We start from the raw sequence: 13,307 nt of genomic DNA, 5'->3' as shown, positions 1-13,307 counted from the left end.
CCCCCCATCTCCCCATCTGCTCAACGTGCGGTTGCTTTACGCTTTCCACCACCATTTGTTGCACCTTGGCTTCTCAATCCAGTCCAACCGATAACAATGTAGCCGATGGAAAGCAGTAAGCTACTCATCCCAACTCGTAATCCAGATTTCCAAGCTGTTTCTTTGGCTCGTTTTTCAGCGGCTTCTCTTTCTTGAGCAATTTGAGTTAAGCGCTGATTCGCTAGTTGTTGTGGATCGCTTTGTTCGGCTATGAAAGTATCGAGTGCTTTAGGATCAGCCTTAAATTTCTTGAGTAAATCTTTCTGTTGTTGCGGAATACTAGGATTTTCTATGGCTTGTTTGTATCTTGTTTCGTCTTTGAGCAGTTCGGAAAACTGATTTCTGACTTGAGTTCTTTGTTGTTCGATCTGAGCTTTTGCTTGTTCGGTACTTAATCTTGCTTGCACCTGCGATAGCTCAGTTTTCACTCGGCTTTCTGCTTGTTGAGCGCTTGCATTAATTTGTTGAACTTCGCGATCGCTAGCTTGTCGCACGTTATTGAGGTGCAGCGGAAAAATTAATAGAAAAATCAATCCTAAGATACTTGACAAAATTAGTATAGGAAATCTCAAATCGATACCTGACGGACTAGAATCATCAAAACTATCGACCCAATGTCCTGCGAATAACATACCCAAACCCACCAAAGGCACAATTCCTCGGTCAACAAACGCGGTTGCTAACTGAATTTGCCATCCACTATTAGTTGGTTGGAAGGGAAATGAAAGTATTAAAATGTCAACTAAAAAGGACAAAATTAAGATTATCCCTACCACTTTCAAGGTACGGGAAGTATTTACAGTAGCCAAACGATTAACCATCTTTGTTTTAGTCTCGTATTCAATTACAACAATCGTCCTACATAAAGTTACTCGAATATTGTTGCCAATACTCTAGCTACTGTTGATAAATAAAGTAGGTTCAATACAGGTGGAAATTTTAACACCTATGTTCGAGATTACACCACAGTAGCAAAGCTTATTTCAGGTGTCTTCGGCAAATCTTCGTATTGCATTTAACAGTAAATGCAACAGTCATATGGTGTGCTGTTCACTGTCAACTGTCAACTGTCAACGGTTTTGCCAAATAGGTAAATCCTCCGGTCGGTCAACGTCAGCCAAGGTTTGTAAGTAAGCAACAAATAAATTAAGTTGCTGGGCAATATCCACAGTTTGTTGCAATACCGCTTCAGTTCCCCAGTCTATGTTAGTAAATAATTGTCCGATGGCACGGTTTAGACCAATTAGATAGTAACCACCGTCAACAGCAGGACCAAGTAATAAATCGCAATCTGGCAGTTTTTCAAAGGCTTGTGCTAAAACCTCAGCATTAACACCTGGACAATCAATACCGATGATAACTACTTTTTTGGCACCTAGATTAAAGGCATTCAAAAAAGAGTTTTCCATGCGTTTTCCTAAATCCCCTTCTCCTTGAAGTTGGTAATTTAATTCTGTTCCCAACCAATTTTGTATTAGCTGTAAATTACCATCTGCAAATCGAACTTCAAAAGATATTGCAGTCGATTTGCACAATTTTTTTACTTCAGATAAAGTATATTCCGTCATTTGTCGCTGGAGATTCGCAGCACCTTCTATTCCTAAAGCGGGTATCAATCGGGTTTTAGTTTTACCAGGTTCGGGATAGCGGGTAAAAATAATTAGGTGTTGTTCGGCGATTTTAGGTGAAAGAGACACGTAAGTTATTTGTAGCTATTGTAGAGTGTGTTAGCGACAGCGTAACGCACCATTCATGATTAAAGATGTGCTACCAGGGAGCTTGCTGGCTATGTAGTGCGAGCATCTTGCTCGCTAGAGAAATATAAATTAAATGCGCCACAGTTTACCAGGGAGCTAGAAGCTCCCACTACAAATATTTAACCCATCAGAACTAATGCAATGAACTACTATTCCACCACGTTAATTATCAGCGACGAAAATCAATAACAATAATCACCATCTTTAGGTCGATCGCGTTCCTTTGCGGTGCGGATTGCTCCTAAAATAGTAGAGACAAACACGCAACGTTTAGCTTTACTACCAGATTTACCAGATAAAGTGATTCTTCCCAAAGGCGGTTTTCTAATAGTACCCATATAGTCAAACTGAATTTGTCTGATATTATTTTTTAAGTTTAAAGTCGTTTCCGGATCCAAAACGATATTTGAGTCCAAATCATTCCAGTTAGCATTATTTGGATTTACAGTTTCCGGATGAACTGCCCACTGGACAATATTTCCTTGTTCGCGAAGACTAAATTGCCAAGTCGTTTTAGTTCTTTTGGCTTGACGTTGCGCGTCACGTAAACCTAGATATACTTTGTCCGAAGCATCATTGAGGCGACGATTTTCTATGAAAGCTAGCCAAGAAGGAGCGGCGATCGCAGCTAATATACCAATTGCGGCAATGACTACCAACGTTTCGAGCAGAGTAAAACCGCTGCTCGGATTATTATTCCAGTGTTTGTTAAACATTTTACTTTCTGATAAATGCACCACACTGGTAGATGCGGTTAGTTCGATTTGACTAATACCTGATAACTAAGAAATGGGGAAATAGAGACTTGGTGAGATAAATATCTGGCGGTATCATAAATGCCCGGCGATATTATAAATGCCCGGTGGTATTATAAATGCCCGGCGATATTATAAATGCCCGGTGGTATTATCAATGCCCGGCGATATTATAAATGCCCGGTGGTATTATAAATGCCCGGCGATATTATAAATGCCCGGTGGTATTATAAATGCCCGGCGATATCATAAAATACCCGGCGATTGAAATCGCGGCTACACAGGCGAAACCTGCCTTCGCAGGTTTGAAATTTTGTTGTCTTTTAGCCCAGGTAGGTGGGCTTTGTTTGTGTAGCCCCAGATTTCTAATCTGAGGGTTTCTGAGGGTTTTTGAAATTTATTTACCCTTGATATTTATTCTTAAAATAGCCGTTTTTCCACAGATAAAATGGACTAATTAAGCTATTTATAAATAATTGCATTTCGCAGGCTGTAACTAAATCGGTTTTGACTTTTTTACCGTATTTAATTATATGAAATAATATTTTTCTCAGGTCATTCACCATATAAGCAAACATTTTTATTGGCTTTAAATATGGTTTGACATCAACCATTCTAGTAACGTAACGGCTTAGTCCAATGCCTTTGAAGAAGGGAAATAAATATTCTTTTTGTAAGCGCCAACAGGGAATTTGATGATAAATTTCCATTTCAGGATTGTACCAAATTTCCCAATTTGTTTGTTGAATATAAGACAGCATTTCGGTGTCTTCGCCGGTGAGCATATTACCGTTAATTCTGCCGGTTAAAACTAGTTTTTCCGGTATACTTTCTAACCAAGCTTGTTTGCGGATTACTATTCCTGCTGAAGGTGGTAATAGTTTGCTTTTTGGGTTGTAGAGTAAAGGTAAATTACCTCTTTCTGTAATTGCTAAAAATGGGGCAATGCGTTGAAAGTTTTCTGGTGGTTCAATTTCCCAATTGGGATGTATTTGACTGGCAATAGCTCCTGCTTGGGGATATTTTTGAGCAAATTCGTAAGCTTTGGCAACCCAGTTTGACAGGGGATAGTTATCGTCATCAAGAAAGCCGATAAATTCTCCTTTGGCTTGAGCTACTCCTCTTTCACGAGCGTATGCTGCGCCTTGTTTGGGTTCAAAGCTGTATTTTAAAGAAAAGGGATGTTGCCAATTTTCTTGATAGGTTTTAACAACATCTGCCGTGTTATCAGTACTGTTGTTATCGACAACGATGATTTCCCAAGTAATATTTTCGGTATGCTGTTGATTTTGTAGTCTTTCTAATACTTCGGGTAATCTACTTGCACCGTTGTATGTAGGAATAGCTACGGTAAAGTTTATGCACTCTGTCATAGCGCTGGTTTAAATGTTGATTTTAAATTGGTTTATTTGATGGTAGATGAAAATAGAAATAAAAAACTGCACCCAATGTATTAATTTTCTTCTTTTAGGTACAGTTATTGCTTCAGTATTATTATTGAATTTTGGTATTTTTATTACCAAGTACTATTTTTTTTGTCGCAATCTTCATCTGTAGCGGTTCGCATTCCTCCGATTAGGGTTTCGACAATAACGCAGCGTTTGAGATTACTAGGTTGTGTAGAATTCTGAGATTTAGGTGTGGCTAATACAATTTTCAAAGGTGTTGTAGCATCTTTAGGTAAAGCACCAGTGTAATCAAAAGCAATTGTTTTGTAACCAGTAAGAGATTTTATTGGATTATCTTTATCTTTATCTTTACCTGTATTTTTATTTGTAAGATTAGTACCTACTACAATTTGATTAGATTTGATTTCTAAACCTTCACCTATCAACTTCCAAAGTTTATCATCGACTTTAGAAGGTTCAATAGAATCTGGATGAACGAGTATTTTTGCAACCTTATTATCAATTTTTAAACTAACACTGTAGCTAAGTTTTGTTTTCTTTGCTTGTCTCTGGGCTTCTTGTAATGCTGAGAATACGCTATCGTTAGCTTTATTTAGTCGCTGTCTCGCAACAAATCCAAGCCAACTGGGGGCGGCTATTGCGGAAAGAACGCCCACCATGGCTATTACTACTAAGACTTCGATTAGGGTGAAGCCGGAAGATGAATCATTAGGATTAGCTAAAGACTGCTGTTGATAAGATTTATCTTCTCGATACCTTATTTTTAAGCAACTTTGCTGTCGTAAGTTTGAAAATAATTGGATTTTCATTATTTGTGTAAATAGCTTTTATGAAAATACTTATATAAATCTGTAATAATTTTAGTTCATGAAATTCTGAATTTTGAATTGACTAAATTTTAGTTAATTAGCACCAATTAATCCTCGGCCTTTAACTAAAACACTTGCTGTCGGAAAATAGGATTCACGACTTTTATTGAAATTATTATCTTTCTGATTTATCCGAGCATAAGCGTTACCTCTAAGAAATATCTTTGCTGATACTGTGTCAACATCTACGCAGGCATAGAAACTACTATTATTTAATGTTGTGATATTTGAATATTTGTAAGTGTCTTCAAAAGACGGTACTTTTAATGCTTTTTTCTTATCATCTTGCTTTGTACTAATATATTTACTCAGGTCAAAAAAAGTTTCACATTTATCAGCACCTCTTAAGGAACTATCCTGACTTCCATCAATGTAATCAACTAAAATCGCAGTATTGCTTAAATTATATGTGTTGGTAGAAATCGTTTCATCTTTTTTCCAGCTATTCATTTTGTCTTCAAGAGTACCTGTTATAGCAGGATTACTAAGTTCAAATAAAGCAAAGCCTTTGTCAGGTTCTTTAATATAATTAGGGTCTCCATTTTTCTTAAAAGGATCATCAAGGTTTCTCACTCCACCTTTTAGTTCAAATCTAGCGATACGAAATTGGTTAGACCATATTTTATCTCCATTATTATTTGTATTACTTTGAATCAGATAGTAAGCTACCAGAGAGTAAACAAAACTATCATTCTTACCTGTAAAAGAACCAGCAATAGCTTCTTTTTCAAACTGTCGTTTCCAAAATACTAATACAGGAACTCTATCTGTATTTGTACTGTAAGGAAGTTTGTTTTTTATAGCTTTAACACCTTTCGCATCATATATATATATAGCTTGCTGTAAATCTTGAGCAATATAATCAAGGGCTGTCTGAATTTCTTGTTCTGAGTTGACTTTGGCTTGTTCTTTACGGTCGGTATCTAAAATATTAATCATAAAACCTAGTAAAGGTGTTATCACTAAAACTGCAAGAATCATTGCTACTAACAGTTCTATAAGGGTAAAGCCACTATTTTTACTTTTAAAAGAAAAATGTTTTTGCTTTAAGTTATTTTTTCTCAAAAAATTGAGTTGATTTCTCATAGTAATCCTTGATAATAGTTTAATTACTACATTTAGAATTCGTGTTTGTACTATTTTCTAAACGAGAACAAAATTTTTGAAACGTGGTTTGTTGAGTAGAAATTTCTGTAACTATTTCAACTAAAGGAGCTTTGACGTTACCGATTCCACCAGTAAAAGTTGATTGCGTAACTTTTTTACCAGTAGAATTTTCATTAGGAATAAGAGCTTTATTATCTTTAAAAGCATCTGCTCTATAAACTCGAACCCTCAGTTTATAACCACTTGAGGCTTCTGTTGAATCCGGGTTAAAACCAAATGCTTGCACAATCAAGTCTTTTGATTCTTCTTTAGTACATTTCCCATCACCAGTACCATCAACGCAAAAAACTTTATAGGATGAATCTTTAGGTGAGGAACAGTAGCCATTATCTGCTGTAAGGTCATTGCAGTTTAAACTGGTTGTAGGAGCATTTACACGATCGTTTTTTGAAATAGGTGGTGCAGGAATGTTTCGAGAACTTAAACCATCAATGTAAGCTCTGGCTGCTTGAGTAGCTAACTCTACACGTCTTGATTGAACTCGTGTTGCAGTTGAAATTACAATTGTAGGTGCGATCGCAGTCATTAAAATACCAAGTACGATAACTGCTACCAAAGATTCGATAATTGTAAAACCTGGTTGATTCTTTTGGGAAGAAATTTGCTGTAGTTGACCTTTAAGCATGGTTGGTGTTTTTAAATGGTGAAATTTTTAAATGCTTATTAACTTCCTGCGTATTCTTTACAAAAGTCTTTAGGACGTTGATCTTCAGAAATAGCATTTTTGTTCGTGGAACTAATCTTTCCTGAATTATCTATCTTGACGGTTTTTGCACAGAGTAAAGTTTTCACCCATGTATCATCTCTACTTACTTCTCTAAAAAATTCGTTAGGTTTGCTTGAAGGTGGTAAAGTAAATGTCTGAGCGAATAAGTCAGGTATTTGAGATAACAAGCCGACATCAAAACCCCATTGACGTGAAGGTTGTGTATAGAAAGGTGTCATACTTTTTCCATTAGTTCTATTTACGTGAGATGGATAGAATAATTCGTAATCAGAACCAAAAATACTTGTACCGACACTTGTCTTCTTATCACTGTTAGTTTGTACAATTTGCCAAGGTGCTGTTGCATAGGCACTGCGTTTGTACTGGATAATTGAACCGCTAAGACTGTGATTGATACCTGGAGAGTCTTCCTCTGAACCTTCTTGCCATTTTTCTAGGTAACGTATAAAGTTTTCTAAACCTCCATTTGTTTCAGTTTTACGTGCTGGGGTATCACCACCTGCTATTGTTAAATTTGTTGTTGTTGCGGTTGCTTGTTGAAACCAGTCCTTATTGACACCAACACCTCTATCCTCATATTTGCTGGGTAGTTCGTCATAATTAGCTGGGGGGTTATCTGCGGATTTAGTAGCCTTATTTGGCATATGAATTTGCAGTACTGGTACTAACAGTGGCTGTTCTTCTGGAGAATTTGTTCCTTTTAAAGTACTACCGTCTATTGTTTGGTAAAACAATGGATAATCATATCCGTAATCAGTGCTTATTGGTAATTTTTTATCGGGCAAAGAATCTGTTGTTCTGAACCAAAGAGCATTTGCTTTATTGCGAGGTAATTGATTAATTGTTAAAGGAATACCATCAGGATTATTAGCAGCAGGAAATGGTTTTTTATTATATTCTTTTGCGTATGCTTGGATGTTACCAGAACTGTCAATTCCTAAAGGAACCGGATGACGATATTCATCAAGCACCAAGCTACCGTCTGGTTTCCTAGCAAAAGCTACACGTCGAGCGTAGCGTTGTAAATCTGAAGTAGCTAGGTCAACTGTTGTACCTGCTTTATGAGTTGCAATTTTATATTCTTTACCTATTTGATCTGTTGCTTTCGCTCTTCCAGAACCAACAGAACCATCAACAGACCAATACTCATCTGTACAGCTAGAAACAGGTATTTTGGTGCATATTTCCATTAAATATTCGCCAAACTCTACCCTACGCTGAATTGGGGTAACAAAGTTATTAAGATAAGAACTACCTTGATAGCCGCCTGTCTTAGCATCAAAGTCTTTCGGATTACCTTTATCATCGAACCACTGACTACTAGTCAAAAAGTTATTGTCAAAGAAGCCTTGTTTTTTATATTCATCAGAAAATTTGAAATCTCCCTGATTATTTCTCAGATCATAATCTCCTTCATTACGGAAACCGAAACGGAAATTATCAGAAAGTACTGTAACTGCATCTGCTACAACTGTTGCAGGTCGCCAACTGTCGCCTTTTGTACATTTATTACTAGGTAATCTTGGGTCATCTTTACGACAAGCAAAGTCATCATCAAGGGTTTTCCGACTGTTGTCGTAAAATTTGCTCCAATCTATCTTTCCTGTTTTGTCATTTCTAAGTTGAGATTTAAACTCTTCAACCGGAATTTTTGTTCCACTTGTTCCACTTTTATAATGAAGATTGAAATCTCCTTTAATGTAAGCAGGCACATTAGAAGCTAGGATTAAGCCTTTCTCTTCATATCTAAATGTGTTTTTTCGTTCTAAATTCTCACCTTTAATCAACATGATGCCATTCGGGCGACGAGTTGAGTCCAGTTTGTAGTCACTAGAACTTAATAATTTGCTTTTCTCAACATCATCTGGATTTAGACTGTGACTAAGATCCCGTAGGGCATCATCACGGGTAGCATAAATAATGCCGCTATTTGGTAATAAATATTCTTGCGGAGAGCCACTACCAATGGATTTCTTTCGCAGTTGCTCTAAGTCTAATACTGTTACTCGAACTTCTAAAGGCTGACGCTCTTCTATACTACGTGTATAGTTTGCATCTGAATCAGCTACATTTGCATCTTGTTCAATTGATTTGATTTCTCTAGCATCCAAAAAAGCAGTTTCGTAAATTGCTCCATGTGGCACTGTACTAGAATCAGGTTTTAATGTAGAGTCGAGAATCCTGATCGCACAAACAGCGGTATCGATTGCTGAATTGTCAGCCATTGAGAGAGTTTTTCCACTTTTACGCTTTTCTAACGCTGTTCTTAAAGGTTCATTAACAAAACGTCCGTTAGGAAATACCAATCGTGCTTGTTGATTGAGTTGTTTGGAGTAAGTTCCAATAGCACTCAACCTAGCACTATGGCTAGAGTAGGGTTTTTGGTAAACGATACCATTATTGGATTTTCCTTTAGCATTGTAATTACTACTCCAGTCTGCTAAACCGTTTTTGGCTTTGATGGCATCTGTTGGATCGTAATAACTGCTAACACAAGCTATAGGTGTCTGGTCTTTTCCTGCATTATCCTTATAGTGATAAACAGCAGTCGCTCTCATTAGTAAGTCACCTTTGACTTTGAGATTGCTTGCTAAATCTGCTCCTGCTGTCATGGGCATCGTATCTGGCCAAACAATTATCGGATCTTTGCTATCGAATTTAAGTTTGCTTTCTGGAATCTTCCCAGAACCAACACCTACAAAATCGGTATCCCATCCAGGACGAGAGCTAGCTAAAAAAGACCGAGGTTCAACATCAGCAGGAGTAGTTGTATCAATATCTGTATCCCAAGGGTAGGAGGCAGATGAATCTGAACTCGGTCCGTCAACGTAAATACCTGCCCCAGTAACTACACGCATACCACCAACGTTATCAAGTGAGTTTTGGGGGTTCTGTGCAGCCTTGATTTCAAAAAAGCCATCTCGTTCGCTAGCACCTTCAAGACTAAGTAATTGCTCGATGTTAGTAGTGCGGTAACGATATTTGCTTTCTTCATCGCTAAAATCAGTCCATTCGATTTTAGGTAAAACGTCTTGGGGAGTTTCTTTTCCTACAAAATTTTTGCTCTTTGGGTCGTACCACAGAGCTGGTAAATTATTACCAAGTAAAACGCGATCGCCAAGATATTTCTCTTCTTCCTTATTAACTTCTTTAAGTTTATTCGGTTCTGTAGCTTCTAATCTAGCCCGATAAAGTTTCAATTTTGTATAACTTGTATCATTGTTAGTAATACTAAAAGGATAAATCCACTCATCTGGTCCTCTCATTGTGTCACTACCTTTATCTTTAAGAGTGACAGTTGAAGGTGGAGTAGTACCAAAATCAACTTCAGCAAAAGGAACTTTTCGCGTGCGTTTTTTGAAATAAGACTCTAGTTCTTCCCTGCGTACATCTGCTTCAACCAAGCCAGGATTTTCTTTGATTCTAGAGTCAATATTTTCTTTTACCTCACTTGGATTGGTAGTTGTTTTAAGTGCTTCTTCTACTAACAAATTAATTCTTTGTGTATAGGCTTGAGAATTATATGCTATTTCTCCCGATGTATTATTAACAGATTTTGTGCTGCTTTTAATTATTGCACCACCTCCTTTAGCACCGGGTTTGAACAAATCTACATTAACATCAAACAAACCTCCCGTTCCATTAATTCGACCATGACCTAGATTACCACCAACAATAATTTTGCTATTTTTTGCTTGATAAAAACATGAATTTTGATTACTAACTTGATAAAAACGAATCACACTTTCGGCACTACTATTGCTAGTTCTAGATGTTAGTAAGTTACTATTAGTAAAAATTCTACCATTTATATCAAGTCCACCACCAGGAGCTATTTCTAAGTCATCTTCATAAACTACTGCATTATTATTAATTGGAACTCTTTCTTGGTCTTGCTGAAACTCTAGAGCAGAAAATCCTTTATTTCCTTTATATGCTTCAAAATCACTATTACTAAGGCTTTCTGCCTGAATTTGTTTACCGTCAATAGGTACGTTAGTAGCATAAACAAAAAAGCTTTTTTTGATATTAGCTCCTGATTTATACCAACCAGAATCTCCAATCAAACTGAAACTAGTACCTCTTGCTGCTGAACATTGTCCACCTAACGAACCATCATCCATTGGTGGAGTTCTAGCCTCTAAAGGACTGCGAACACGGTTAAATTTACCGTCATTACCGCGAGTTGGACTACGGAAATAAACTCCATAAAGTGTAAATGTATCGTATTTACCGTTATTGTCCGTATCAACAGGAAATCTCCAGGCACTTTTTATCGTTTCTCTTTCTTCTAAAGGCTTGTCATCCTTCTGGTCAATACTTCCGCCATCAAGGTTGTATCTTACTTCTAAGGGAGTTTCATCGCCAAAGGTATATTTACCAAGGTCTTTAATAAATGCATTGTAAAGAGAATTATCCGATGGAGTCGAACGTGGTAACGTAGGGTCACTAAATAACTTATCAATCTTCGCCCTTGCCCTATCAATCGCCGGAGTCGCAGCATTTAAAACTGCCTGATTAACCCTAACATTACTCGCATTGTTAGAACGCTCAAACGAGCGAAACATAATAGCAATTGTCAATAAAACAACTACCAGCGACACCATCGCCACAGTGGGTAAAACAAAACCAGAATTAGCCCAATTTTGGCGTTTTTTAGTAACTATGAAAGTTCGTAAAAGCCATAAACTTTGTTTCTTTACAGTAGATGAAGATTTACGACGAAACTTTCGGAAAAATTTGTTAATAGCCCTGACTAACTTACGATTTCTATACATAGCTACTTTCCTATCAACAATTGTGATGCGAATTTTTAAATGAAATAGTTTTAAAGTTTTGATTGTAAACAATGCCTATGGAATTTACCCAGACAAACACAGATTTTTTAATGCAGCAATAAGTAAGTATGTAGCAGATATCAAAATTGATAATCTAAATTATTTATAGTTGGCTACTACCAAAAACATAAAGTTTTACAGAATGAACAACAGAGCTATTTATATTTAGTAATTTTTTGAAATTTTTCCGGTAAAAATTAATATTATGGGAATTATTTAATTTATAGCCGACGAAGAAAAATAAAGCCATAGCTTCACATTAATTTTGCTGATTTTTTACTGAATTTAGTATTAGCTCAAGACAACTTTATCAAGTTGCGATTAGTGTACCGAGCTTATATTACCCACTTGAAACAGTAAAGTTATCAGTTAGGAAAAAAATATTGCGGATTTTGTTGTAAAGACACCAAAAATGTAGAGACGTAGCAGTGCTACGTCTCCTGGCTTTTGTGTAAGTCCTATTTACTATAAGAATACTCCACAAAATAAATGATCCAAAATCCGTCACTGCGTTAGCTTCGCTATACTGCGTAAACGTGAAACGTGTCCGTGTGCGTAACCACAGATTCGCGCAGCGTCTCCCTTTGGCAGAAGGAGCGTTCACCGAAGGTGTTCCCGAAGGGTAGCAACCGCAAGATATTGGGATTGCTTCATTTCGCTCTGCTCCATTCGCAATGACAACTGGGTCTTTTTTTACTTGGAGTACTCTAAGTAACTAAAACAATTGACTTAAAAGCTCATCACGAGTTAAATCGAAATGCTCCGCAACATCTCGCAATATAGCATTCAAGGTTCCTACTTTTAATGGATTATGGGCAGGAACTGTAACATGGTGTTCGCCATTCAGTTGAGTTGTAAGCCGAATATGACTTCCAGTTTGTCTATCTACAATGTACTCAAAACGTGCTAATGCCTTAGCTAAACCTTCCCGCATAAATCTCGTGGTAACTTCACGAAGCAATAACCTCATCCCGAACAAAATGCAATCTAATTACTTTAGGACGATTGATTTCCGAGGGAAAATGACAGCGAACCGCATCACGCACCATTTCTTTCAAACTAGCCATATCTTCAGCTTGAGTAAAAATCGATTCTCCCAAGCCTTTAGCTGTATAACCACCTTCTGGGTCTTCTTCAATTAAAAATACTATTTCAGTTGCGATATTATTCACTGGTTTTTCGTCTAACTCATTAAATATCTTATAACAGTCGAGTCCATTTTATTAGTTCCAACGGGCTGCTACGTCTCCCAACGTTCCGTGAAAAACAAACCATTCAAAATTAATATGGTGGAATAATATAAATGCGGGATTATTATTTGTTTCACCATATTCTGGGTAAAATCATCCAGACACAGAGAGACGTTGCACTGCAACGTCTCTACATTAATTATTTGTGTGTATTATCATTTACGGGGAAAGGGATTACATCCGATTGAGATTAATTCCAGCTTCTTTAGCCATTGCATCCAAACCTTTCTTTTCCAAAGTTTTGATTGCTTTAGTAGAAATCTTCAGTCTCACCCAGCGATTACCTTCAGCCCACCAAACGCGCTTGCTTTGCAGGTTCGCTTGCTGAAGCTTTTTAGTCCGACGGTGAGAGTGAGAAACCGCATAACCGTTATTTGCTTTTCTTCCAGTCAGTTGACATACACGAGACATATCCAGAATCTCCTATTTTTTTACGTAATTCCCTATTCTATCGGAATCCAGTTTGATTTTTGGAATTTCTAAGGGAATCGGGGGA

11 protein-coding genes are annotated in these 13,307 nt (G+C 37.1%); all 11 read right to left on the bottom strand.

Annotation, left to right across the window (positions count from 1 at the left end):
- Window positions 1-20 precede the first annotated feature (20 nt).
- Complete coding sequence (hpsJ-B, locus tag IQ247_RS28020; RefSeq protein WP_193924993.1) at window positions 21-860, bottom strand: hormogonium polysaccharide biosynthesis protein HpsJ; 840 nt, start codon at window positions 858-860, stop codon at window positions 21-23.
- A 249-nt stretch (window positions 861-1,109) separates the two neighbouring features.
- Window positions 1,110-1,736 carry a TIGR04282 family arsenosugar biosynthesis glycosyltransferase gene (locus IQ247_RS28015; RefSeq protein ID WP_193924992.1) on the bottom strand — a complete coding sequence of 209 codons (627 nt, stop codon included), beginning with the start codon at window positions 1,734-1,736 and terminating at the stop codon, window positions 1,110-1,112.
- 242 nt (window positions 1,737-1,978) lie between these two features.
- Complete coding sequence (locus IQ247_RS28010; protein ID WP_193924991.1) at window positions 1,979-2,512, bottom strand: pilus assembly FimT family protein; 534 nt, start codon at window positions 2,510-2,512, stop codon at window positions 1,979-1,981.
- A 440-nt stretch (window positions 2,513-2,952) separates the two neighbouring features.
- Complete coding sequence (gene hpsE / locus IQ247_RS28005; RefSeq protein ID WP_193924990.1) at window positions 2,953-3,924, bottom strand: hormogonium polysaccharide biosynthesis glycosyltransferase HpsE; 972 nt, start codon at window positions 3,922-3,924, stop codon at window positions 2,953-2,955.
- Window positions 3,925-4,067: 143 nt separating this feature from the next.
- Window positions 4,068-4,769, bottom strand: a complete 702-nt coding sequence (locus IQ247_RS28000) for a pilus assembly FimT family protein (RefSeq protein WP_193924988.1) — start codon at window positions 4,767-4,769, stop codon at window positions 4,068-4,070.
- Window positions 4,770-4,862: 93 nt separating this feature from the next.
- Entirely contained in the window at window positions 4,863-5,915 is a 1,053-nt protein-coding gene (gene hpsC, locus IQ247_RS27995) for a hormogonium polysaccharide secretion pseudopilin HpsC (protein WP_193924986.1), read from the bottom strand.
- Between the two features lie 19 nt (window positions 5,916-5,934).
- Window positions 5,935-6,621, bottom strand: coding sequence for a hormogonium polysaccharide secretion pseudopilin HpsB (hpsB, locus tag IQ247_RS27990; protein ID WP_193924985.1), 687 nt, complete (start codon window positions 6,619-6,621; stop codon window positions 5,935-5,937).
- A 38-nt stretch (window positions 6,622-6,659) separates the two neighbouring features.
- Window positions 6,660-11,501 carry a hormogonium polysaccharide biosynthesis protein HpsA gene (gene hpsA, locus IQ247_RS27985; protein WP_193924984.1) on the bottom strand — a complete coding sequence of 1,614 codons (4,842 nt, stop codon included), beginning with the start codon at window positions 11,499-11,501 and terminating at the stop codon, window positions 6,660-6,662.
- A gap of 775 nt (window positions 11,502-12,276) precedes the next feature.
- The gene (locus IQ247_RS27980; RefSeq protein WP_228060110.1) at window positions 12,277-12,531 is read right to left on the bottom strand and encodes a type II toxin-antitoxin system HicA family toxin; all 255 of its coding nucleotides are present in this window, start codon (window positions 12,529-12,531) and stop codon (window positions 12,277-12,279) included.
- On the bottom strand, window positions 12,512-12,733 hold the full coding sequence (locus IQ247_RS27975; RefSeq protein WP_193924983.1) for a 2-oxoisovalerate dehydrogenase: 222 nt from the start codon (window positions 12,731-12,733) through the stop codon (window positions 12,512-12,514). Before IQ247_RS27975 ends, IQ247_RS27980 begins: the two co-directional genes overlap by 20 nt.
- 252 nt (window positions 12,734-12,985) lie before the next feature.
- Window positions 12,986-13,222, bottom strand: coding sequence for a 50S ribosomal protein L28 (gene rpmB / locus IQ247_RS27970; RefSeq protein ID WP_193924982.1), 237 nt, complete (start codon window positions 13,220-13,222; stop codon window positions 12,986-12,988).
- Window positions 13,223-13,307: the final 85 nt, after the last annotated feature.

Source organism: Plectonema cf. radiosum LEGE 06105 (assembly GCF_015207665.1).
Classification (GTDB): Bacteria; Cyanobacteriota; Cyanobacteriia; order Cyanobacteriales; family Nostocaceae; genus Rivularia; species Rivularia radiosa_A.
Note: the sequence above shows the minus strand (reverse complement) of the source record. Positions and strands in the feature narration are given on the sequence as shown.